The organism is Novosphingobium profundi (assembly GCF_020524485.1).
In the GTDB taxonomy this organism is placed as follows: domain Bacteria; phylum Pseudomonadota; class Alphaproteobacteria; order Sphingomonadales; family Sphingomonadaceae; genus Novosphingobium; species Novosphingobium profundi_A.
The window spans coordinates 631095-654685 of the sequence record NZ_JAIVLF010000004.1 but is presented as its reverse complement, the minus strand read 5'-3'; the positions used below and the strand labels follow the sequence as shown (position 1 = coordinate 654685).

Genomic DNA, 23591 nt, shown 5'->3' with positions numbered 1-23591 from the left:
GTTACCTGCGCGGCATCCACACGCGCACGAGGCTGAGCAGCTTGTCGATGTCGAGCGGTTTGGGCAGGTAATCGTTGGCGCCCGCTTCCAGGCATTCGCGGTGGTCGCGTTCCATCGCCTTGGCGGTGAGAGCGATGATCGGCAGGTTGGTCCATTCGCCCTGCTTGCGGATTTCGCGCATGCAGGTGAGGCCGTCCATCTCGGGCATCATGATGTCCATGAGGACGAGATCGACCGGCGCGCCGTCGCTGTCCGCCGCGCGCCCCAGCTCGGAAAGCGCTTCCAGGCCATTGCGGGCGATGCGCACGTTGACGCCATGCGGTTCAAGCACCGAGGTCAGCGCGTAGACGTTGCGGATGTCGTCTTCCACGACGAGGATCTGGCGGCCTTCCAGTGCGGCATCGCGGCCTAGAGAGCGGGCCAGCAGCTGCTGCTTTTCGTCCGGAAGGTCGGAGACGACCTGGTGGAGGAAGAGCGTGACCTCGTCGAGCAGGCGCTCCGGGCTCTTGGCTCCCTTGATGATGATCGACTTGGAATAGCGGCGCAGGCGCATCTCCTCTTCGGAGGAGAGATCACGGCCAGTGTAGACGATGACGGGCGGAAACGAGACGCTCTCATCGTGGGAGAGGCGGTCGAGCAGGTCGAGGCCGGTCATGTCGGGCAGGTTGAGGTCGAGCACCATGCAGTCGAAGGTGTCGCTGGCGAGGCGCTCCAGGCATCCTGCGGCGCTCTGGACGGTGACCGTCTCGACATCGCGGCTGGCAAGCAGTTGGTGGATGGCGTCGGCCTGAGTCGAATCGTCTTCCACCACCAGAACGCGGCGCAGGCGCTGGGCCATACGCGCTTCGAGACCCTCGAGCATGGTCACCAGCGTTTCGCGTGCGACCGGCTTGAAGAGGTAGCCGACGGCCCCGCTTGCCAGGGCGTCGTGGTCATCGTGATCGGCCGAGACGATGTGCACCGGAATGTGGCGCGTACGGGTGTCGCGCTTGATCCGGTCGAGCACCGAGAGTCCGGTGTGGTCGGGAAGGTGCATGTCGAGAATGACTGCCTGAGGCAGGTACTGGCGTGCCAGCAGCGCGCCTTCGTCCGCGGTTCCGGCGACCAGGCACTGGAAGCCGGTCTCGTGCGCGATGTCGAGGAGGATGCGGGCAAAGGCGGGGTCGTCCTCGACAATGAGGATCGTGCGCGAATCGCCGGTGAGGCTCTCGCGGTCGTCGGGGACGAAGGGCGTGGTGGACGGGGTAGGAAGGTGCGGTGCGCCCCCGCTTGATCCACTTCGTGCGCTGCGCTCTTCGGACGCGCTCGAAGTGGGCCGGGACGCTGGGCCGGCATCGCTGGGCTGGAAGGTGCGGGGCACGGTGAGAGTGAAGGCGCTGCCTTCGCCCTGCGTGCTTTCCAGCGTGATCGCACCGCCCAGCAGGCTCGCGAGTTCGCGCGAGATCGAAAGACCAAGGCCGGTTCCGCCGTACTTGCGGGCAATCCCGCCATCCGCCTGGCGGAACGCCTCGAAGATCGCATCACGCTGGTCCTCGGGGATGCCGGGCCCGGTGTCGCGCACGGTGAAGGCCAGGGCGTCGTCCGGGGCCGCCGTGACTTCGAGTGCGACCTCGCCCTTCTCGGTGAACTTGATTGCGTTCGAGAGGAAGTTCTTGAGGATCTGCTCGAAGCGCAGGGGATCGGTCTCGAAATTGCGCGGGGCGTCATCATCCTGGGAGATGCGCAGGGCAAGGCGCTTGTCGGCCGCGGCGCTCGCGAAGCTGTCGCGCAGTTTGGCCAGCAGATCCTCGACGGGCAGTTCGCGCGCTTCGAGGTCAATGCGTCCGGCCTCGATCTTGGAGATGTCGAGAACGTCGTTGATGAGGGTAAGCAGGTCGTTGCCCGAAGTCTCGATCGTTTGCGCGTAGCGGACCTGTTCCTCGTTGAGATTGCCCCCGCGATTGTCGGCAAGGAGGCGCGCCATGATCAGCAGCGAATTGAGCGGGGTACGCAGTTCGTGGCTCATGTTGGCGAGGAATTCGGACTTGTAGCGGCTGGCCTGCTCCAGTTCCTCGGCCTGCGCGCGCATGCGGGTCTGGGCACGGGTCAGTTCGTCGCGCTGGGCTTCCAGCGAGGCGGTCTGTTCCTCAAGCTGGGCGTTCGAACGTTCCAGGTCCGCCTGCTGCGCCTCGAGCTGTTCCTGCGAGGACTGGAGTAGCTTGGTCTGGGCTTCGAGTTCGTCGTTGGTGGCGCGCAGCTCTTCGCTCTGGTTCTGCATTTCTTCGGCCTGCTGCTGGGTTTCGGACAGCAGGTGTTCGAGCCGGGCGCGGTACTTCGCGGCGCGCAGCGCCACGCCGAGGATGCCGGAAATGCGTTCGAGGAAGTCGGGCACTTCGTGGGCAAGGGTGCCGGGTTCGTCGAGGAAGGCGACTTCGATGAGGCCGTTGACCCGTCCATCGATGGTCGAGGCGCCGATGACGAGGCGATCCGGGCGGGCCTGGCCCAGCGCCGAACCGAAGGCGATGTAGCCCTCGGGGATGCGGGTGATGGCGCGCGCCTTCCCGTGGTTGATCGTCTCGCCAAGCAGGCCGTCGCCGCGCTCGATCACGTCGGGAACCGCCGCATTCTGGGGCACCGCGTAGCTGGCCGTACGGCGGTAGATGCCGTCGTCGTTGACGTAGAGTAGGCCCGCAGTGGCCCCGAAATTGGTGCCCAGGAAGTTGAGAACCCGAGTGCCCAGATCCTCCAGCGAGAGGTTGCCCTGCAGCGCGCGGGCGAGGTCGGTCTCGGCCTGGCGCAGGTGCTGTTCGAAGCGGGTGGCGTTGCGCATGGCGATGAAGGCCACGCCCATGCCGCCGATCAGCAGGTTGGTGATGCAGGCGAGCGTGCGGTTGACCAGCGCAAAGTCGTCCGAGCTGTTTTCGGGGGCCAGCACGAAGCCGACGACGATCAGGACACAGGCCAGCACCGCGACCACGGCAGGGACGATCCGGTGCGGTGACAGGAAGGCCAGGGTGGTCGGAATGAGGTAGATGACCCAGAACGCCATGCCGAGCGGAAACGTGCTGTCGACGATCGCGGTGAGGACCAGAAGGGCAGCCAGCAGCGTGTAGAGAAGAGGACGGGAATCGAGGGCGCGCGCAAAAGCCATGGTGTCTTTCTGGTAAGCAGGGGCGAGGGCCGGATCGCCTGCTGGAAACGGAATAGATCGAGCGAGAAAACGCAAGTGGTTGTAAAAGGTTCCACGCGCCTCGGCATTTTTGCGCAAGGCCTTCCCGAGGTGCGGCTTCGCAAGTGCGGCAAGGGGCAGGGGGGGATTCGGCCCGGTTACCTGCGATGCTGGCGATTGCCGGGATATTGCGCTGGCCTTGCACGCTTTTGCTGGCGTTTGCGCCGGGTCAAAGTTACCGTGCAGACGCTCGTCTAGGAGCGACCCATGATATCCAGGAGCAACGCGCTGACCGGACAGGTTTCCATCGCCCACGACCTTCGCGGTGTCGGCAGCGACAGCGCCGCCGTACGCCTGCTGCGCGACATGATGCTGTGCGCGGGCGGCACGATCCTGGGCGCAAAGGCGGATGGACGCCTGGCCTACTATACAATGCAGTCGATCTGCTCGGGCGATGGTTTCAACCTTCTGGCGAGCGTCTCGGTTCATCTGCGGATCCTGCCCGCCACCAGCGCGCTGATGCTCCTGGTCGCGATTGCCTGCCAGTGGCCGGGCCGCGCGGCGCATGGTTCGCGTCCCGCGTTCACCCCGCGCGAGCGGGTCGGGCGGTGGAGTGCCTTTGCGCTTCGCACCGGACTTTTCTTCCTGGCGATGATGCTGGCCATGAGCGTCATGCAGCCGGTGGCCTTGTGGGTGCTGCCGCCTTCGCCGTCCTCGGCGGTGCTGGCCTCGGTCGTGGGCATGTTGCTGCTGGCGATTGTCGCGGCAGCGCTGCGTCCCCTGGCACTGCGCGTGCCGTTTCTTGTCCCGCTTTGCTGCCGCTAGCGGGGGCGGGACGTCTCAGGCCTTCTCAAGATGGACGGGCTTTCCAGCGAGATCGCTGGCGAGGACTTCGTCGATCTGGCGGTCTATGCCCTTGGTCAGCGCTTCGGGCACATGGACTGTAAAACCACGTTCGAGCAGCCCCTGGACAGCCCATAGCACGCAGTAGTCGGCCGCAACGCCGATGACTTTCACATCGCGAACCCCGCGCTTGGCTAGGTCGGCAAAGAACGCATCGCGTGCAATGGGCGGTGTGGGCCTGGCGTCGCTGCGTGCGCTGGTGAGCGCGAGGCCGGCTTCGCTCCACATGTCGAAGACGCCTTTTTCCAGTTTCCAGGCCGGGATTTGCGCAGGAATCCGGTCGGGATCGAGCATGTTTGCCCAGCCTGCGCTTTCGCGCACGCAGTGCAGGGGAAAAGCCTCGGCCTCGGGCGATCCAGGATAGATCGCCGGGTCGTGAGTGTCGAAGGTGAAGAGAACGCCCTCGGTCGTCTCAGGATCGAGCGCCTCGAGCCAGGCCTGCATCGGCGTGACGAGATCAGCCGCACCTGCGACACTGAGTGCGCCATCGGGCGCCATGAAATCTCTCTGGGTATCCACGACAATCACGAACGGCATCGGACATCTCTCCTCGGAGCGTTGCGCCTTGACTTATATGCGCCTTAAAAATAAGTAAAGCGCAACTTGCATATAAGGTGCGCTGTGGCGGATAACGACATTTCGGCAAGAGAGGATCCAGACGCCTACGCGCGCCTGTCCGTCTGCGTGGACATCGTACTCATGGGCGTGCGCAAGGGCGCTCCATGCGCCTTGCTGCTGCGACGCGGTGTATCGCCCTTTGCAGGGCACGCTGCGCTTCCGGGCGGTTTCGTGGGCGCGCAGGAGGCGCTCGAGGACGCCGCCCAGCGTGTACTTCGCGACAAGGCCGGTCTCCCGGATGTGCGGTGCGAACAGCTCTACACCTTTGGCGAGGTCGCGCGCGATCCGCGGCGACGCATCGTGACTGTGGCCTGGCTGGCGCTTCTGGCTCCCGCCGCTATCGAAGCTGCGCTGGAGGCTAATCCAGAACTGCTCTGCGCGACGCTGGACGTCCCGGATAGTGATGGTTCGGGCGATATCGCCGTGCTGGACTCTGCCGGAGCGCGGCTCCCCCTTGCGTTCGATCACGAACAGATCCTGGCCCTTGCGCTGGAGCGTCTGCGCGGCAAGCTCGATTATACCGCCGTCGGCTTCGATCTTCTGCCCCCGTTCTTCACCCTGCGCCAGCTTCAGGACGTGCACGAGGCGATCCGGGGGACCACGCTCAATAAGCCTGCTTTCCGGCGGCGCATGATCGACACGGGTTGGATTGTGCCGACCGGCACGCGCGAAACCGGAACGTCCCATCGTCCCGCCGAGCTCTATTGTTTCCGGGGGCTGAGCTGAGCGATGGGCGCGCGTAGGCCGCACCTGATGTTGCAATGCCTGCGCGCACGCGGGGCCGGCATTGTGTTTCTTCCCTCCCGCAATCGGCTAAGGAGCCTGGCATGACCGTAACCGACATTGCACGGCGCAGCTACGACCACGGCTTCCGGCTCGACCCCATCGTGCGCAGTCTGCTCGACACCGACTTCTACAAGTTGCTGATGCTGCAGATGATCCATCACATCCACGGCGATGTCGATGCGACCTTTTCGCTCATCAACCGCACGAAATCGGTGCGGCTGGCCGAGATCATCGACGAGGACGAACTGCGCGCCCAGCTCGACTATGCGCGTTCGGTGCGCTTTGCCAAGAAGGAGCTGATCTGGCTCGCGGGCAACAGCTTCTACGGCAAGCAGCAGATGTTCAAGCCGGACTTCCTGGCCTGGCTCGCGGACTTCCAGCTTCCCGAGTACGACCTGCGCAAGGTCGACGGGCAGTACGAGCTACGCTTCGAGGGTCCCTGGACGCACACCACCATGTGGGAGATCCCCGCGCTCGCCATCGTCAACGAACTGCGCTCGCGCGCCGCGCTTGCCGGGCGCGGCAAGTTCGCGCTTGATGTCGTCTACGCGAGGGCTAAGGCGCGGCTGTGGGACAAGGTGGAGCGGCTGCGGCAATTGCCTGACCTGGCCATCTCCGACTTCGGCACGCGGCGGCGGCACGGCTTCCTGTGGCAACGCTGGTGCGTCGAGGCCCTGAAGGAAGGGCTGGGGGACCGTTTCATCGGCACTTCCAACGTGCTTCTTGCAATGGACGCCGACCTTGAGGCCATCGGCACCAACGCGCACGAGTTGCCGATGGTGGCCGGTGCGCTGGCGAGGAATGACGCCGCGCTCGCCCACGCCCCCTACCAGGTGCTGGAGGATTGGCAGCAGCACTACAACGGCAACCTGCTGATCGCGCTGCCCGATGCTTTCGGCTCTACCGCTTTTCTGCGCAACGCGCCCGACTGGCTGACGCGCTGGACCGGCTTTCGCCCCGACAGCGCGCCGCCCATCGAGGGGGGCGAGCAGATCATCCGCTGGTGGGAGGAACGCGGGGTCGATCCGCGCACCAAGCTCATCATCTTTTCCGATGGCATGGACATCGACACCATCGAGGAAACCTACCACCACTTCCATGGTCGGGTGCGGATGAGCTTTGGTTGGGGCACCAACCTCACCAACGATTTTCGCGATTGCGACCCGGAAGGGCAGGCTGGGCTCGAGCCGATCTCGCTGGTCTGCAAGGTGACGCAGGCCAATGGGCGCCCGGCGGTCAAGCTGTCCGACAATCCGGCCAAGTCGACTGGCGATCCAGAGGAGGTTGCCCGCTACCTGCGCGTCTTCGGGGGGCAGGACCGCGTCGCCAGCGCGGTCGAGGTGTAGCGCAAGCGTCGCCAAACCGTCATGGAGCGCGGCTAGGGCGCACGGCTACCGCATTCTTTTCACGGAAAAAGCCGCGCCGTGCCCCGACCCGATGCTCTCCTGCTTGCCCGTGACGGCGATAGTCCCGGGACCGACTGGACCATGGTCCAATCCCGGCTCATCGGCTATCTGCGCGCCCGTGGGGCGCGCGCGGATCTGGCCGAAGACATTGCGCAGGAGACCGTGCTGCGTCTGATCGCAATCAGCCGGACGAAGGAAATCGGGAGCGTCTTCGCGCTGGGGTTTCGCATCGCCGACAATCTCCTCGTCGATCAGCACCGCGCCGAGAGCCGCTACGCCGATGCGGGGCAGGGGGGCGACGACCACGAAGGGCAGTGGCAGAACGCGGCGCCCTCGCTCGAAAGGGTGCTCGATTCCCGGCGCGCGATCGAAGTCTTCCAGCGCTGTCTCAACCGCATGCCCGCGCTGCGCCGCGAAGTGCTGGTGCGCCGACGCCTGCGCAACGAAAGCTGCCGGGCCATCGGAGAGGACCTCGCGCTCAGCAGCAAGGCGGTCGAGAAGCACATAACCCGTGGCCTGGTTGACCTTCGCCGCGCGATGGAAAAGGCCGGGATTGATCCGGCGGGATGGAACGAATGATGGCGAGCGAACGCGCCGAGATCGACAGCGCGGCCGCGCTCTGGCTGGAGCGCATGCGCGGCCCCGTCCAGGACAGCGCCGTTGCGGCGAGCTTCGATGCCTGGATCGCCGAAGATCCGCGTCACGTGGAAAGCTACGCCCTGATGGCCTCGCTGTGGCAGTCTGAAGGGCTTGCGCAGGCTGCGTGCCCGACCCGCGCGGGCAATGACAATGCCGCAGGGCTCGACGCAGCTGATGCCCGGCATGGCGGGGTGTGGGGGCGTCGCCGCTGGTTCGGGCTGGCGGCGGGCCTTGCGGCGCTTGCTGTTGCCGTGCCGTTGGGACAGGGATTGTTCGCACCGACCCATACTTACGAGGCATCCTGGGGTGCGACGCGCGAGATAACGCTCGCGGACGGTTCTCACATCCAGCTCAGCGGTGGTTCGCGTCTCTCGGTTCGGCTGACCCCCTGGTCGCGCGAGGCCGAATTGGAGAAGGGCGAGGCCTTCTTCGACGTCGCGCACGAAGCGCTGCGCGGTTTCGCGGTCGAGGCCGAGGGCGCGCGGGTCGAAGTCCTGGGGACGGCCTTCGACATCGACGTGCTCGCGGGGGGGCGCCGCGAGGTGCGGGTCTATCGCGGGCTCGTCCAGGTCGCGGGTGAGAGCGGTGCGTGGCGGCTGCCTGCCGGCACCGGGCTCATCCTTGATGGCGCCCATGTGCGCAGCCTTGAGGGTATCGGCGGAGATCGTCCGGGCTGGCTGGATGGCTGGTTCGATGCGCAGGACACGAGGCTCGACCGGCTAATCGAGCGGCTCAACCGGACCTCGCGTATTCCCGTCGAACTCGACGATCCACAACTGGGAGAGCTGCGCGTCACGGGGCGCTTCGAGATGCATAGGCCTCAGGAGATCGTCGAGACCCTGGCGGCCATCCACGGTCTGTCCTGGTCGCGCGACGAGGGCCGTTACCGGATTGGCCGCCAGTAATTCTGCGAAGTTCTATGTCTCTAAAATGGCATAGAAATTTAATAAAAGTGCCATAAAATTATTTTGTCGGGTTTTTAATTTCTCGAACGTCTTCCCCGCGTACTTGGTTACCATACAGGGGATTTCATGTTTCGCTCAGGATCCAGCCGCGCCGGTGTTTCGGCGCTGGCCCTTTCGCTTGCCTGCGTATCGTTCACGGCCGCACTTGCTCCGGCCCATGCCGCCGGGGCACAGAGCTTTACGTTTGCTATCCCTGCGCAGGACCTGGGGAGCGCGCTGCGCCAGTATTCCCGCGTAACAGGGCTGCAGGTCGCGGCCTCGGCCGATGTCGTGCGCGGGCGCCGTAGCTCGGCTGTTTCCGGCTCGCTTTCGTCCGAGGCCGCCTTGTCCCGGTTGGTGGCCGGGGCGGGCGTCGAGACCCGCCGCCAGGGGCGCACCATCATCGTGCGTCTGGCCGCCCCGAAGGCTTCCGCCAAGGTGGCCGTGGCGGCTGCGCCAGCGCGCACATCGGCTGCGGCCACCAGCGTGGCGCTGGCCCCGGCCGACGATGAGATCGTGGTTACCGGCTACTTCGAGGCGGTGCAGGAATCGCTCGACAAGAAGCGCAACACGGATGTCGTCTCGGACACGGTGAGCGCCGACGACATGGGGAAGCTGCCCGCCAACAACGTGTCCGAAGCGCTCGCGCGCATGCCCGGCGTCAATGCGGTGCGCAGCGCGACCACGGGAGAGGGCGACCGGATCACCGTGCGCGGCCTCTCCACCGAGCTCAACAACTACTCGATCAACGGTGTGCGCCTTGGCGGCGCGGGCTCGCGCGACGATGTCTTCTACCGCGGCGTGCGCCTCTCGGTCCTGCCGCCTGACGGCATCAAGGAAATCACCGTCTACAAGACGCTGACGCCCGACCGCGATGGTGACGCGCTGGGTGGTTCGGTCGATATCTCCACCCCGACCGCCTTCGACCAGGACCCGACCTACTTCCGCTTCTCCGCCGAGGGCGGGATGCTGGACAAGTTCGACCACCGCAAGTCCGCGCAGGTCTCTACCGCCGCCTCGCGCCAGTTCTCCGACAACTTCGGCGTCTTCATCTCGGGCAGCTGGAGCCGTCGCAAGTCCCAGTTCGAGCAGAACGGCGTCGATGGCGATAACCAGCCCGACACCTGGTACGCGGACAGCGAAACGCTGGGCTGGGACCCCAATCGCTTTGTCCTTCGCGGCATGAACCTGGGCTTTGGCGAGACCGAAGTGGAGCGCTGGGGCGTCAATTCGAGCGTCGACTTCCGCTCGGACAACCACGACTTCCACCTTCGCGGGCAGTACAACAAGTACCGCAAGAAGGAATTTCTCAACCGCCTGAACTTCCGCAACGACACCTCGCGCAATTCCACCCGGCTTTCTCAGGTGGACCGTTCGCGTGCCGATCTTGCCCAGCCCGAGGATGCGATCACCGGCTTCGACGAGGAACTGGGCCGCATCTATGGCTATACCCCTGGTGAAATTATCGACCGCGATGGCGACGGCATCATCACCGATGCGGACCGTTCGGCGCGCTCGACCTACAGCCTGGTCGGGAATTCGGGTGCCTGGGACCCGGCAGGTTTCCGCCTGCGCCGCTTTTGGGAAGGTTCGGCCGAGACCGGCAATCTGGCTTCGGCCAACTTTGGCGGCGTGTCGCGCTTTGGGGTGCTGACGCTCGACTACGACGTCTCCTATTCGCAGTCGGAGGACAACCTCGACGATGGCTACGAGCTGGAGTTCCGCAGCGACAAGTACGGCTGGCTGGGCAACCGCGGCGTGCTCTTCTCGGCGGCCGAGGACTCGCGCTTTCCCAAGTGGCTGCTGAACCCGGCAGGGCTTGCCGGAGTGCAGGACCCCAATGAATACGACTTCAACGGCCTTGAGGGCGAAGTGGGCGGTTCGAGCGAGAAGCTCTGGCAGGCCCAGTTCAACGCACGCTGGGACGTGGATGGGCCCTTCCTGAAGGCGATCAAGACAGGCGGCAAGTTCTACAACTCGCGCCGCCGCACGTACGAAGGCTCGTTCCTCGACCTCAATTCCGATGGCACGCTGGCCGATTTTGCCGGGCTTTACGGCAAGGAAGTCACCAGCCTGTTCAGCGGTGCCTACACCGGCGACTATCGCCTCGGCACCGTTCTCGACAACGAGGCGATGCTGGCCGAACTGCAGCGCGCCGAGGCGGGCGAGAGCAGCTACTTCGATGGCTTTGCGGTCGATCCCTCGCAGGCCGAGATCTCGGACGAGGACAGCTTCGAGTTCGAGGAGCGCGTCCTGTCCGCCTACCTCATGGGCACTGCACAGATCGGCAAGGCGAAGATCATCGCGGGCGTGCGCATGGAAAACACGCGCAACACGATCGATGCCTGGAACATGGACCCGGTGCTGGGCGAGCGCTACACGCGCGACCGCACCAGCTTCACCAACTGGCTGCCCTCGATCCACGTCAACTACGACTTTGACGACAAGACCAAGCTGCGCGGCGCGGTCTGGACCAGCTTTGCCCGTCCCGACATCGCCCGCATGAGTTCGGCGCGCGAGTACGCCTATGACCGCGATCCCGATGGTGATGGCGTCCTCAACCCCACCTCGGACTGGATCCTGACCGGGATCGAGATGGGCAACCCGGACCTGAAGCCTCTGCGCTCGACCAACTTCGACATGTCGCTCGAACACTATGCGGGCCGCACCGGGGCCTACTCGGTCGCCCTGTTCTACAAGCAGATCGACAACTTCCTGTTCCGCTCGTCCTCCTCGAACATCCGCAACGGCACCGCCGGTGTGAACGTCAATCCCGAGGGCGTGGCGGTGACGATGCCCAACAACGGCAAGTGGGCCGATGTCTACGGCATGGAGATCAGCGCGCAGCAGCTCCTGCACTGGCTGCCGGGCGTGCTCGGTTCGCTGGGCGTGGGCGGCAACCTGACGTTGCAGCGCTCGAAGGCCGAGACGGGCCTGTCCTGGCACCCCGAGGGCTACACCCTGCCGCTGATGGAGACGCCCGAGACCATCGCCAACCTCCAGCTCTTCTGGGAGCGCGACGGTTGGGAGGTCTACGGCGCCTGGAACTACCAGTCGAAGTTCATGGCCGGTATCAACGACTTCGGAAACGATCCTTACGAGCAGGCGTATAGTTTCGTCGACCTGACCTTCCGCAAGACCTTCCTCGAGAAGTCCTCGGTCCAGCTCCAGGTGCAGAACCTCTTCGATTCGCACACCTACTGGCAGACCGTCTCCTCGGGCGAGGGGGCGAGCCGCGCCTACATCAAGAACGGGCGCTCGATCTCGCTCGGCTTCAACATGATCTTCTGATGCAAAAGAGACCTGCCATGACAATGCTTTCCAAGACCTTCCTGGCCGCTCTCCTTGCCGGTTCCTGTGTCGTCCCCGTGGCGGCGCAGGAGCAGGTGGCCGTGCTTGCTCCGGCAACCGCGGCGCCTGAGCGGATCATTCTCAACCTCACCGCCGACACCGCGCACGAAATGGCCGTGACCTGGCGCACGGCGCCGGGCCTACCCGGCCAAGTCGAGTACGCGGTGGCGACACCGGGCCCGGACTTCGTGAAGACACCGATGGCCCTGGCGGCGGTCACCGAGGAGGCGAGCGTTGCCACCGAGGAGGACCCGGCCTTTCGGGCCGCCTACCATTCCGCCGTGATGAAGGACCTTAAGCCCGATACCGTGTACGCCTACCGCGTGGGCAACGGCACGCTCTGGTCGGAGTGGTTCCAGTTCCGCACGGCGGCGCAGGAGGCCAAACCGTTCCGCTTCCTGTACCTGGGCGACATGCAGAACCAGGTCCTTTCGCAAGCCTCGCGCACGCTGCGCATGGGCTTTCGCACGGCAGGCGATGTCGCCTTCACGATCCATGCAGGCGATCTCATCAACCACCACAACTCCGACAGGGAATGGGGCGAGTGGTTTGCGGCCGGGGGCTTCCTCTATGCGCAGACCCCGCAGATGCCGACGCCGGGCAACCACGAATACGGCAAGGATGGCGCGGCCCGTGCCGGATCGTCGGTGACGGGGCAGTGGCGCCACCAGTTCACGCTCCCCGAGAATGGCCCCAAAGGCGTTCCCGAAGCGCGCGAGACGCACTGGTACACCGACTATCAGGGCCTGCGCCTCATTTCGATCGATTCCCCGCAGCTTGATCGCAACGAAGCAGCCCGGGCGCAGACCATCGCCTGGCTGGATGACCTGCTGGCGAAGAACCCGAACCACTGGACCGTCATCTTCCTTCACTTTCCGCTGTTCTCCAGCGATCCCGACCGGGACAATCCCAAGGTGCGCTCGGCGCTGAAGCCGCTTATCGACAAGTACGGGGTCGATCTGGTCCTGCAGGGCCACGACCATGGTTATGCGCGAGGGGCCATCGCGGCCTCCGGCCCCGTGCCGGACGGGAAGGGGGCTACCTACGTGGTTTCCGTTGCTGGACCCAAGATGTACGAGGTCGCCGAGCTCGACTGGGCGCGCAAATCGGCCGCGCGTACGCAGGCCTATCAGGTGATCGATGTGGACGGTGCAGACCTTGTTTACACTGCCTATACGGCCAATGGGGACGTCCTCGACACGATGAAGGTGCACAAGCCCTGATGCACCTGCGCGGACCGGAGAGCGAGCGACCTGGCTCTCCGGTCTGCCATCTCGGACAATCGGGCGTGCGCGATGGCCGGTTGCTCTCGGGCGCGAAACGGCTTAGCGGCGCGGTTCATGAAGCTCAGGCACATCGAGGTCTTTCACGCCGTCTATACGACCGGTTCGGTCAGTAAGGCGGCGCGCCAGCTCAACGTCTCGCAGCCCGCGGCGACCAATCTTCTGCGCCATGCCGAGGATCTCCTGGGTTTCCCCCTGTTCGACCGCGTGCGCGGGCGGCTGGTGCCCACGGCGGACGCGCATGAGCTGATCGCCCAGGCCGACGAGATCCAGGCGCAGGTCCACCATTTCCGCGAGATCGCCAAGAACCTTCGGCGGGGCCGGGGGCAGGTCCTGCGAATAGCGACGCTTCCGGCGCTCGGCGTGGATTTCCTGCCTCGTGCGGTGGCCGATTACGTGCGCGAGCATCCAGGCGTCGTTGTCGATCTGAGCACCTCGCACCACGACGAGATGGCGGCCAAACTCTACAAGCGCGAGACCGATCTCGTCATCTGCTACTCGCTTCCGCGCGGCACGCCCGTTGCAAGCGTTCCGCTTGGCGAGGCCGAGATGGTCGCGCTGTTTCGCGAGAACGATTTTCCCGATGCGCCTGATCCCCTGCCGCTGGAGGCGCTGGCCGGGCTTTCCTATGTCTCCACGTCGGACAGCGGGCCACAGGCGCGCCTCGTTGCAAACGAAATGGCCGCGCGTGGTATCGAGCTGGAGCCGGTGGGGTCCTCGCGCTCCTATGCCATGGCGGCCGCGATGGTCCGGGCGGGAATGGGGGCAACCATCGTCGACCAGCATACGGCCTTGGGCGCACTGCGTCATGGCCTGACGATTCGCCCGCTGGAGCCGCGCCAGCCCTATATGATCCAGGCTGCGCACCTTGAAGGGCGCCCACCTTCGCGCCTCGCGCTCGATTTCCTCGATCACGTGCGCACGCGCCTGACGGCGGGAGCCTGATCGGCTCGCCCACCCCGGCGTGGCGTGTTGTTATAAGTTTCTGCTATAGCTGGCCCACGTCTCCTAATGACAGGATTGTTACGGTTTGTGATATTCCGGCGTGATGACCCAAGAACAGACCGCGCGCCGAAAGGATGATGGCATGCAGGCAATTGCAGGCCCGTTCCTCTTGTACCTTGGCGACAAGACCAACCCGCTCGACATCAAGACCTCGCGTGGACTGGCACTTTTTCGTCCCGGCGAATGCGTGGGTGAACTGAGCCTGGGGGGCGGCCTCTCGCTGGGCCTTCCGCGGATGGACCCCGCGCAGGCCGCCGCGGCCGGGGTGCGCACGCTTGTCCTGGGCATTGCGACCAGCGGCGGGCGGCTGGAGGAGACCATGATTGCGCCGATCCTGGCTGCGCTCGATGCGGGTCTCGATGTGGCGTCAGGCCTCCACCAGCACCTTGCCGACGATCCGCGCATCCGCGAACGGGCCGCAGTGACCGGTGGCCGCCTGATCGACATTCGTATCGCGGCGAAGGGCCTTGCCGTAGGGAATGGGAAGCCGCGCGCGGGCAATCGCCTCCTGACCGTCGGCACCGACTGCGCAGTGGGCAAGATGTTCACCTCGCTCCATCTCACCCAGGCACTGAACGCGAAGGGCATGTCCGCCCGCTTCCGCGCGACCGGCCAGACGGGTGTGATGATCGCGGGTGAGGGCGTCGTCATCGACAGCGTCATTGCCGACTTCATCTCCGGCGCCGCAGAGGCCCTTTCCCCGGCGCGGGAGGACGAGGTCTGGGACGTGATCGAAGGGCAGGGTTCGCTCTTCAACCCGTCCTTTGCCGGCGTTTCGCTGGGCCTCCTGCATGGTGCGCAGCCGCGTGCCCTGGTGCTGTGCCACGATCCCTCGCGCCCGCACATGCGAGGGCTCCCCCACTTTCCAGTGCCCGACCTCAAGGCTTGCCTTGAGGAAAACTTGCGCTGTGCTCGCCTGACCAGCCCCGATGTCGCGGCGGTCGGCGTCTCGATCAACGGCTCGCAGATGGCGCCCGACGAGGTGGCGAACCTGTGCGCGCGGATCGAGGATGAGCTTGGTCTGCCCTGTGTCGACCCGGTGATCACCGGCATGGAGCCGATCGTGGAACGGATCGCCCAACTGCCATGAGCGCACGGCGCGCCCTTCGCGCCGAGGAAGCCCGGTTTCCACTGGCAAGGCCCTTCGCCATAGCTCGCGGCACCCGCGTCGCTATCGATCTCATCACCGTCGAGATCGAGGAGGGAGGTCGGATTGGTCGCGGGGAGGGCGCACCCTCGGCCCGCTACGGGGAAAGTGCGGAGGGCGTCCTCGCGCAGATCGCGGCCATGCGCGACGCCATCGAGAATGGCATGGGGCGCGAGGAACTGCGCCTGGCCATGGCGCCAGGAGCCGCCCGCAACGCGCTCGACTGCGCGCTCTGGGACCTGGAGGCCAAGCTTAGCGGGGTTTCGGTAACGGCGCGGACGGGGCCAGTGCCGGACGCGCTGGTGACCGCAGTTACCGTGGGTATCGACACGCCGGTGGCCATGGCGCAGCGGGCTCGCGACATTGTCGCAGACTGTGGTGAGGGAGGTCCGGCGCCGCTGCTCAAGATCAAGCTCGATCGCGAGGACGTGGTGGAGCGGGTCAAAGCCGTGCGCGCGGCGGCGCCGGGGGCGGTGTTGATCGCCGATGCCAACGAGAGCTGGGATATCGCTTTGCTCGAGCGTGTCATGGGCGGGCTGGCCGAGGCGGGAATTGCGCTGCTGGAGCAGCCGCTGCCCGCAGGCGGCGATGCTGCTCTGGAAGGCTTCGCCTGTGCCGTCCCACTGGCTGCCGACGAGTCCGCCCATGTCGAGGACGATGTGGTGCACCTGGCCGGGCGCTACGACTTCGTCACCATCAAGCTCGACAAGTCCGGAGGGCTGAGCGAGGCGCTGGCGCTTGCCGATGCGGCGCTAGAAGCCGGGATGGGGGTGATGACGGGGTGCATGCTGTGCTCCTCGCTCTCGGTCGCGGCTGGCTGGCATGTCGCGGCGCAAAGTCGCTTCGTGGATCTCGATGGTCCGCTCTGGCTTGCCCGGGACCGCGAAGGAGGGGCCGTCCTGCGCGAAGGAATGTTGCACGCGCCGGTCGGTCTGCAATGGGGTTATGGTTTTCCATAACTGTTGCTTATGGATGGGCAAAGTCTTCTGATTGGGTGTCTCTCGCACCAATTGTTACAGGCCCATGGCAACAAGAGATTAAAAAATTTCAGGGTCGCAGTCCTTCGAAACGGATGCATTGTTTGCCTCGGTCAACTGACCGGGGTGGTCGTGCATCTGTGTCCGGAGCGGGGGCGTCATCTCGCCGGGAGAGGTTCCAGTACCGCGATCGCGGCCACCAGGGGCGCGGTCCACCATGAGGGATCTCAAGATGAGTTCAGTTCGCGGCCGGCTCGCCGGCTCCGCCAGTTTCTTCGCTGCTGCCGTTTCGATGGCCGTGCCCGCCTTCGCCCAGGACGCCCAGTCCGGTGACGAGCAGGGCGACGTCATCATCGTCTCCAGCTCGCGCATCGACGCCGCCGGCTTCGACGCCCCGACCCCGACCGTGCACCTCGACCAGGGTGCGCTGAGCGTTGGTGGCCGCGCCAACGTCGCAGCCTCGCTTGCCGACCTGCCGCAGTTCCGCGCTTCGACCTCGCCGCAGACCACCGGCACCAACACCAGCGCGGGTCAGGCTCCGGTCGACCTGCGCGGCCTTGGCAACAACCGCACGCTCGTCCTCATGGACGGCCGTCGCTTCTCGAGCGAGAACGACCTCAACACTGTTCCCTCGATCATGATCAAGGGCCTCGACGTCGTGACCGGCGGTGCTTCGGCGGCCTGGGGTTCGGGCGCCGTTGCAGGTGTCGTCAACATCCAGATCGACAACGAGTACGAAGGCCTGGTCCTGGGCGCATCGGCCGGTCTTTCGACCAGCTATGGCGATGACTTCGAGTACCGTTTCGAAGGCAAGTACGGCACCTCGTTCGACGGTGGTCGCGGCCACTTCGTGATCGGCGGCGAATACTACGACAGCGAAGGCGTGATCCCCAAGGTCGACCGTCCGCGCATCGGTCGCTGGGCCAACTTCAACGGCACCATCACCCCCGACGTCGGCTACGGCAACATGGCCTATGGCGGCCTCATCACCTCGGGCGTGCTCGCAGGCCAGGCGTTCAACGCCGACGGTTCGCTGCGCGACTACGACTACGGCTATGCTCAGGCGGGCAACTTCTCGGCGGGCGGCGAAGGCCCCTCGAACGACGATTTCAGCCCGCTCGTCACCCCGCAGCGCCGCTACTCGGGCCTGGCCTCGCTGACTTACGAGATCACCCCTTCGATCCAGGTCACCGCGCAGGTCCGCCACTCGCGCATGTACAACGACTACATCTGGTTCGGCGACAACATCCAGGGTTCGCAGACCTCGGGTCAGTGGATCAACGCGGACAACGCGTTCCTCTCGCAGGGCATCCGCGACGAGCTGTCGGCTGCCGGTGAAGACGGCTTCTACCTTGGTCGCGCCAACCGCGACCTGTCGTACTCGTACATCGATTTCGAGCGCAAGACGACGCAGGGCACCCTCGCATTCGACGGTACCTTCGCGAACGGCTTCCGCTGGAGCGCGTACTACAGCCACGGCGAGTACCAGAACAACATCGACACCCCCGGCTTCCTGCTGAGCGAAAACTTCGCGAACGCGGTCGACGCGGTGTTCGATGGTAACGGAAACATCGTGTGCCGCTCGGGTGCTGAAGGCTGTGTGCCGGTCAACCTGTTCGGTTACGGTTCGCCCTCGGCCGACGCGATCGACTACGTCACGGGTACACCCTCGCAGCGCTCGAAGACCAAGCTCGACGTTGGCGGCGTCAGCCTGCGCGGTGAGCCGGTCACGCTTCCCGCCGGTGAAGTCTCGTTCTCGATCGGTGGCGAGATCCGTCACGAGTCCGTGAACCAGACCGTGGGCGCGCTTGATGCCGCCGACGCCTTCCGCACCTTCAGCTTCTCCTCGCTCAGCGGTGGCTACACCGTCAGCGAAGGCTTTGCCGAAGTCGCCGTTCCGCTGATCTACAACACGCCGCTCCTCCAGCAGCTGAACCTGAATGCCGCAGCGCGTTACTCGCACTACAGCACCACGGGCGGCATCTGGTCCTGGAAGGTCGGTGCGACCAACGAGTTCTTCCCGGGCTTCGTGGGCCGCGTGACCCGTTCGCGTGACATCCGTTCGGCCAACCTGACCGAACTCTACAACACGCAGACGACCGGCTACAACACGATCCAGAACCCGTTCCGCCGCAATGCGGACGGCACGCCGATCAGCGAGTATGTCCTGTCGAACGGTGGTGGTAACCCCAACCTGACGCCCGAGAAGGCGAACACCTGGACCGTGGGTGCGACCTACGCTCCGCCGATGGTTCCGGGCCTCAACCTCTCGCTCGACTACTACAACATCGACATCGACGACGTGATCGACACGATTGCTTCGCAGGACGTCATCACGCGCTGCTACAACGGCAACGCGGCGCTGTGCGACCGTATCGACTTCGGTCCGGACAACAGCATCCAGCGCACGGTTTCGACTTACGTTAACCTGGCGAACTACAAGACCGACGGCATCGATGGTCAGATCGACTACAAGCTGCCGGTCTACAAGCTGGGCTTCGATGGCAATGGCCAGCTGCACTTCAACGTGAAGGGCACCTGGGTGAACAGCCTGACGATCGACGATGGCGAATCCACCATCGAGTACGTGCGTTCGCAGGGCTACACCTTCGGCGACGGCGTTCCCAAGTGGCGCGTCAACGCGACGGCGGGCTACGAGAGCGAAGGCGTCTCGGGTCTCATCCGTGCACGTTACATCTCGCCGGGTGAGTTCAACAGCTCGCTCGACATCACCAACAACCACATCGGGGCGTACACGTACTTCGATGGACAGCTGAGCTTCAACGTGAAGAACGACAGCGGTCCGGACATGGAACTGTACATCAACGCGAGCAACCTCTTCAACAAGAAGCCCCCCTACGGTTCGCTCTACTCCCCGTACTATGACGTGATCGGCCGCTTCGTTTCGGTCGGCGCACGCGTCAAGCTGTAATCCCCCACGGGGTCGCATCGCGGCTGTCCGGCCCGGCTCTCGCACCTGTGCGCGAGCCGGAGCCCGGGCGGCCGCTTTGCTGCGTTCGCGCCTTGCGAATTCTCCCGTTACAGCCAAGCACCACTTCAAATTCCCCCTCTCGATCCTCTCCCGAAACTTCCCGAGGAAGCCAACATGACCACCCGGTTCCTGCGCCGTCTCATTCCCTCCACCGTCAGCAGCCGCGCGCTGGCGATTGCCTTCGCTTCGTGCGCAGGCCTTGCTGCGCCGCTCGCCGCCGAGGCGGACAAGCCGGCCGCGATCATCACCAAGGACGTGCCCGCGGTGCCCGATGCCGTGGTCAAGGCGACCCAGCCTTACCTCGAGGCGCGCCGCGCCGATTTCCTGGGCTGGAACACGGCCGATCGCTCGATGCTGATCAAGACGCGCTTTGGCGCGACCAACCAGCTGCACACCGTGCGTGCGGCAGGCGCCAGCCGCGAGCAGGTCAGCTTCGGGCAGGAGCCCGTCCTCACCGGCTCGCTCGCCCCCTCGGACGACAACCTCACCGTGGTCATGCGCGATACCGGCGGCGATGAATTCTACCAGCTCTACCGTCTTGAGGACGGCCAGCTCGAACTCGTCACCGATGGCAAGAGCCGCAACTGGATCGGTGGCTGGAGCCAGGACGGCAAGTGGCTGGGCTACACCTCCTCGCGCCGCAACGGTGCCGACATGGACCTTTACATCGTCGATCCGCGCGACCCCTCGACCAGCCGCATGGTTGCCGAGGTCAAGGGCGGCGGCTGGCAGTTCGTCGGCTTCACGCCCGATGGCACCAAGGGCATCGCGGTGAACCGCCTCTCGATCAACGAGGCGATCATCTACACCGTCGATCTGGAAACCGGCAAGAAGACGGCGCTGACCGATCCCAAGGCCAAGACCTCCTTCGTCGATCCCAAGGTCGCGGCCGACGGCACCGTCTGGGTCGTCAGCGATGCAGGCGGCAGCGACTTCCTGCAGCTGGGCACGCTCGATGCGAAGACCGGCGCCTTCACCGCGAAGACGTCCGAGGACTGGGACGTCAGCGACTACGCCATCGCGCCCGATGGCAGCTTCATCGCCTACGCCACCAACGAGGCTGGCGTCAGCGTCATGCACGTCATGGATCTGCCCTCGGGGGATGTGCGCAAGGTGAGCCAGCTTCCGCAGGGTGTCATTCCCTGGGCGATTGGCCCGGCCATCCAGATCGCTCCCTGGGGTGAGATCGGCTTCTCGCTGTCCTCGGCCAAGGTGCCGGGCGATGCCTTCTCGATCGATCCCGAGACCCTGGACGTCACCCGCTGGACCCAGAGCGAGACCGGCGGTCTTGACGCCAGCCAGAACGTCGAGCCCGAACTCGTCACCATCAAGAGCTTCGATGGCGAGCCGATCACCGGCTTCCTCTACCGCCCCGATCCGGCCAAGTTCCCCGGCAAGCGTCCGCTGCTGTTCGACGTCCACGGCGGCCCCGAAGGCCAGTCGCGCCCGGGCTTCCTTGGCTCGGAGAACTACTACGTGAACGAACTGGGCATGGCGCTGTTCTTCCCGAACGTGCGTGGCTCGGACGGCTTTGGCAAGCGCTTCGTCAACCTCGACAACGGCCCCTGGAAGCGTGAGGATTCGGTCAAGGACATCGGCGCCTTCTTCGATCACTTCGCCGATGACGCGGCCATCGATGCCTCGCGCATCTCGCTCTACGGCATGAGCTACGGCGGCTATGTCTGCTACGCTTCGGCGGTCCACTATTCGGACAAGCTGAAGAGCGCGAGCTGCTATGTCGGCATCACCAACTTCGTGACCTTCCTCGAGAACACCCAGGACTACCGCCGCGATCTGCGCCGTCCCGAGTACGGAAACGAGACGATTCCCGAGCAGCGCAAGAAGCTTGAGGAAATCTCGCCGCTTAACCACCTCGACAAGATCTCGATCCCGCTCTTCGTAGCCGTGGGCGGCAACGATCCGCGCGTGCCCGCATCCGAGGGCGAGCAGATCGTCGAGGCCATGGACAAGAGCGGCCAGCCGGCCTGGTACCTCAATGCCACCAACGAGGGCCACGGCTTCCACAAGAAGGAGAACGAGGAATACTACTTCCAGACCTCGGTCGAATTCTGGAAGCAGACCCTTCTGGAAGAGGGCGAATAAGACGATGATCCTCGGGTTTTCCGCGCGCGCAGGGCTGCTGATTGCTTCGCTTTTCGTGACTGCAGGCACAGCTGCCGCCGAGACTGTGGGCGCAGAGACCCGAACCCCCTCCACCGTGACGGCAGATGCTCCCCCGCACGCTGCCGTCACGGTGGACCACCATGCCCACGTCCATTCTCCCGCGATTCTCGACTTTCTGCCCAAATACTGCGGCAGTGACGGTCGTATCGGGCCGTGCCCCGAAGTCTTCACGCGGGCCTATTCGCCCGAGGACCTCATCGCGGAGATGGACGCGGCGGGCGTTGCGCGCAGTCTCATCATGTCGACCGGCTATCTGGCCGAGAGCCCGATGATGCAGCCCCCGCTTCCCGAGGCGCCCAGGATCCTGCGCGCGGCGAACGAATGGTCGGCCGCGCTGGCGACCCGTTACCCGGGGCGCTTTGGCATCTACATCGGGATCAATCCGGTCTCCTCCAGCGCATTGCCTGAAATGGCGCACTTCGCGCGTGATCCACGCGTGACCGGCATCAAGATCCACATCACCAATTCCGACGCGAACCTGCGCGATCCGCAGAATGTCGCGAAGCTCGCGAGCGTCTTCGAGATGGCCCACCGCACGGGGCTTGCGGTGATGATCCACATGCGCACGCGCGCCGAGGACTACGGCGCGCGCGATGTGGAGACGTTCTTGCGTGATGTCCTGCCCCATGCGGGCGATACGCCCGTGCAGATCGCCCATGCGGCGGGGTGGGGCGGTATCGATGCGCCCACGCTTTCGGCGCTCGGGGCCTTCGCCGCGGCCATCGAAGCCGATCGGGGCCGTTTCGCCAACGTCACATTCGACCTTGCCGCGGTCTGGGACGAGGACACTGCAGACGATGATCTGGAGGCTCTCGCCGCGCTGATCCGACGTATCGGCCCAGAGTATTTTGTCGCAGCTTCGGATTTCCCCTTCGGCGGGCACCTTGCCGACTACTATGCGAAGGTCTATCCGCGGCTTCCGCTGACGGACGCGGAGTGGACGACAATCCGCACCAACACGCCCGGCTACGATAGCGTCGACTACGCAAAGGAAAGGATCCGGCCCTGATCTCCCATTCGGCACGCGCGCTCATCGCCTTGGCGAGCGTTGGGGCAGCTCTTGGCGCTGCGATTTCGGCGCCGGGCCGTGCCGGAGAGGGGGCGCAGGACGCGCGCGGAGCGGGCGTGCCTATTGGTATCCTGCCAGCAGGACCGCGTGATGCGATCACCGATGTGGTTGGCGTTCGCGTGGGGCACGTCACGCTCGAACAGGGTCGCGACGTCCACACCGGCGTAACGGCCATCCTGCCGCACGGAGGCAACCTGTGGCAGGATAAGGTGCCCGCCGGTTTCTTCGTCGCCAATGGCTTTGGCAAGTTTGCAGGCTCGACCCAGATCGAGGAACTGGGCGAGATTGAGACGCCCATTCTCCTCACCAATACCCTCTCGGTACCCGAGGCCATGGCGGCCAGCGTCGAGTGGACCCTCGATCAGCCGGGCAACGAGGAGGTCCGCACCGTCAACGCGGTCGTCGGCGAGACCAACGACGGCTTTCTCAACGACATTCGGGGCCGTCACGTCTCCATTGCCCATGCCCGCCGCGCCATCGAGACTGCCGAGGAAGGGCCTGTCGCCGAAGGCGCTGTCGGAGCCGGTACCGGAACGGTGGCCTTTGGCTGGAAAGGCGGCATCGGCACGGCCTCGCGCGAGTTGCCCTTGAGCCTTGGAGGCTGGACGGTCGGCGTACTGGTCCAGGCCAATTACGGCGGCGTCCTGAGCGTTGCCGGAACCCCGGTCGGCCAGGAACTCGGCCAGTATCTCTACAAGGACAAGGTAGCCGAGAAGAGCGCGGATGGCTCCATCGTCATCGTGATTGCAACCGATGCTCCGCTCTCGGACCGCAACTTGCGCCGCCTCGCCGAGCGCGCCTTCGTTGGTGTAGCGCGGACCGGTTCGGCCTTTTCCAACGGATCGGGCGACTATGCGGTGGCGTTTTCCACGGCCATGGACGTGCGCCGTACCGCGCCGCGCCGAAAGGAGCAGGCGGTCTACTCCGAACTCTCGAACGATCGCATGACCCCGCTTTTCCAGGCGGTCGCTGAAGCCAGCGAGGAAAGCGTCTACAACGCCCTGTTCGCGGCCCACGACGTCATCGGCCATCGCGGAACGGTGCGGGCTCTCCCGGCCGCAAAAGCACGCGCCCTTGTCCGCAAGCGCGCACAGCCGCGCAACTGACACGCAACGCTCACGCGGGCCGCTTCACGACCG

General features: G+C 65.1%; 16 protein-coding genes. 14 read left to right on the top strand and 2 right to left on the bottom strand.

All coding sequences use genetic code 11. The features are described from left to right. Nucleotide 1: 1 nt before the first annotated feature. Nucleotides 2-3130, bottom strand: a complete 3129-nt coding sequence (locus LC060_RS13430; protein ID WP_226636315.1) for a response regulator — start codon at nt 3128-3130, stop codon at nt 2-4. A 285-nt stretch (nt 3131-3415) separates the two neighbouring features. On the opposite strand from LC060_RS13430, the gene LC060_RS13425 reads away from it, so the two are divergent. Next, nucleotides 3416-3973 (top strand): hypothetical protein, encoded by a 558-nt coding sequence (locus tag LC060_RS13425; protein ID WP_226636313.1) that lies wholly within the window; start codon nt 3416-3418, stop codon nt 3971-3973. A gap of 15 nt (nt 3974-3988) precedes the next feature. Here LC060_RS13425 and LC060_RS13420 read toward each other — a convergent pair whose 3' ends face one another. Beyond that, nucleotides 3989-4588 (bottom strand): cysteine hydrolase family protein, encoded by a 600-nt coding sequence (locus tag LC060_RS13420; protein ID WP_226636311.1) that lies wholly within the window; start codon nt 4586-4588, stop codon nt 3989-3991. Between the two features lie 84 nt (nt 4589-4672). Between LC060_RS13420 and LC060_RS13415 the strand changes: the two genes are divergently transcribed. From LC060_RS13415 to LC060_RS13355, 13 genes are all read left to right on the top strand, one after another. After that, complete coding sequence (locus tag LC060_RS13415) at nt 4673-5395, top strand: NUDIX hydrolase (RefSeq protein WP_226636309.1); 723 nt, start codon at nt 4673-4675, stop codon at nt 5393-5395. Nucleotides 5396-5496: 101 nt separating this feature from the next. After that, nucleotides 5497-6801 carry a nicotinate phosphoribosyltransferase gene (gene pncB / locus LC060_RS13410; protein ID WP_226636307.1) on the top strand — a complete coding sequence of 435 codons (1305 nt, stop codon included), beginning with the start codon at nt 5497-5499 and terminating at the stop codon, nt 6799-6801. Nucleotides 6802-6879: 78 nt separating this feature from the next. Beyond that, nucleotides 6880-7440 (top strand): RNA polymerase sigma factor, encoded by a 561-nt coding sequence (locus LC060_RS13405; RefSeq protein ID WP_226636305.1) that lies wholly within the window; start codon nt 6880-6882, stop codon nt 7438-7440. Continuing rightward, entirely contained in the window at nt 7437-8405 is a 969-nt protein-coding gene (locus tag LC060_RS13400) for a FecR family protein (RefSeq protein ID WP_226636303.1), read from the top strand. Before LC060_RS13405 ends, LC060_RS13400 begins: the two co-directional genes overlap by 4 nt. A gap of 126 nt (nt 8406-8531) precedes the next feature. Next, entirely contained in the window at nt 8532-11735 is a 3204-nt protein-coding gene (locus LC060_RS13395) for a TonB-dependent receptor (RefSeq protein ID WP_226636301.1), read from the top strand. 17 nt (nt 11736-11752) lie between these two features. Continuing rightward, on the top strand, nt 11753-13018 hold the full coding sequence (locus tag LC060_RS13390; RefSeq protein ID WP_226636299.1) for a purple acid phosphatase family protein: 1266 nt from the start codon (nt 11753-11755) through the stop codon (nt 13016-13018). Between the two features lie 117 nt (nt 13019-13135). Then, nucleotides 13136-14023: a LysR family transcriptional regulator gene (locus tag LC060_RS13385; RefSeq protein WP_226636297.1), complete on the top strand. Its 888-nt coding sequence runs from the start codon at nt 13136-13138 to the stop codon at nt 14021-14023. A 142-nt stretch (nt 14024-14165) separates the two neighbouring features. Further along, nucleotides 14166-15173 carry a DUF1611 domain-containing protein gene (locus LC060_RS13380; protein WP_226636295.1) on the top strand — a complete coding sequence of 336 codons (1008 nt, stop codon included), beginning with the start codon at nt 14166-14168 and terminating at the stop codon, nt 15171-15173. Beyond that, nucleotides 15170-16189, top strand: coding sequence for a dipeptide epimerase (locus tag LC060_RS13375; protein ID WP_226636293.1), 1020 nt, complete (start codon nt 15170-15172; stop codon nt 16187-16189). The genes LC060_RS13380 and LC060_RS13375 overlap by 4 nt, the downstream gene beginning before the upstream one ends. 250 nt (nt 16190-16439) lie before the next feature. Then, nucleotides 16440-19139, top strand: coding sequence for a TonB-dependent receptor domain-containing protein (locus tag LC060_RS13370; protein WP_226636292.1), 2700 nt, complete (start codon nt 16440-16442; stop codon nt 19137-19139). Between the two features lie 174 nt (nt 19140-19313). Continuing rightward, on the top strand, nt 19314-21302 hold the full coding sequence (locus LC060_RS13365; RefSeq protein ID WP_226636290.1) for a prolyl oligopeptidase family serine peptidase: 1989 nt from the start codon (nt 19314-19316) through the stop codon (nt 21300-21302). Nucleotides 21303-21306: 4 nt separating this feature from the next. Continuing rightward, the gene (locus tag LC060_RS13360) at nt 21307-22392 is read left to right on the top strand and encodes an amidohydrolase family protein (RefSeq protein WP_226636288.1); all 1086 of its coding nucleotides are present in this window, start codon (nt 21307-21309) and stop codon (nt 22390-22392) included. Between the two features lie 29 nt (nt 22393-22421). Next, nucleotides 22422-23558 (top strand): P1 family peptidase, encoded by a 1137-nt coding sequence (locus LC060_RS13355; RefSeq protein WP_413465114.1) that lies wholly within the window; start codon nt 22422-22424, stop codon nt 23556-23558. Nucleotides 23559-23591 lie beyond the last annotated feature (33 nt).

Bases quoted from the DNA above. Each gene is read 5' to 3' on its own strand.
- LC060_RS13370 (WP_226636292.1), top strand. From the start codon at position 16,440: ATGAGTTCAGTTCGCGGCCGGCTCGCCGGCTCCGCCAGTTTCTTCGCT.
- LC060_RS13430 (WP_226636315.1), bottom strand. From the start codon at position 3,130: ATGGCTTTTGCGCGCGCCCTCGATTCCCGTCCTCTTCTCTACACGCTG.
- LC060_RS13365 (WP_226636290.1), top strand. From the start codon at position 19,314: ATGACCACCCGGTTCCTGCGCCGTCTCATTCCCTCCACCGTCAGCAGC.
- LC060_RS13380 (WP_226636295.1), top strand. From the start codon at position 14,166: ATGCAGGCAATTGCAGGCCCGTTCCTCTTGTACCTTGGCGACAAGACC.
- LC060_RS13375 (WP_226636293.1), top strand. From the start codon at position 15,170: ATGAGCGCACGGCGCGCCCTTCGCGCCGAGGAAGCCCGGTTTCCACTG.
- LC060_RS13425 (WP_226636313.1), top strand. From the start codon at position 3,416: ATGATATCCAGGAGCAACGCGCTGACCGGACAGGTTTCCATCGCCCAC.
- LC060_RS13385 (WP_226636297.1), top strand. From the start codon at position 13,136: ATGAAGCTCAGGCACATCGAGGTCTTTCACGCCGTCTATACGACCGGT.
- LC060_RS13420 (WP_226636311.1), bottom strand. From the start codon at position 4,588: ATGCCGTTCGTGATTGTCGTGGATACCCAGAGAGATTTCATGGCGCCC.
- LC060_RS13395 (WP_226636301.1), top strand. From the start codon at position 8,532: ATGTTTCGCTCAGGATCCAGCCGCGCCGGTGTTTCGGCGCTGGCCCTT.
- LC060_RS13390 (WP_226636299.1), top strand. From the start codon at position 11,753: ATGACAATGCTTTCCAAGACCTTCCTGGCCGCTCTCCTTGCCGGTTCC.
- LC060_RS13360 (WP_226636288.1), top strand. From the start codon at position 21,307: ATGATCCTCGGGTTTTCCGCGCGCGCAGGGCTGCTGATTGCTTCGCTT.
- pncB (WP_226636307.1), top strand. From the start codon at position 5,497: ATGACCGTAACCGACATTGCACGGCGCAGCTACGACCACGGCTTCCGG.
- LC060_RS13400 (WP_226636303.1), top strand. From the start codon at position 7,437: ATGATGGCGAGCGAACGCGCCGAGATCGACAGCGCGGCCGCGCTCTGG.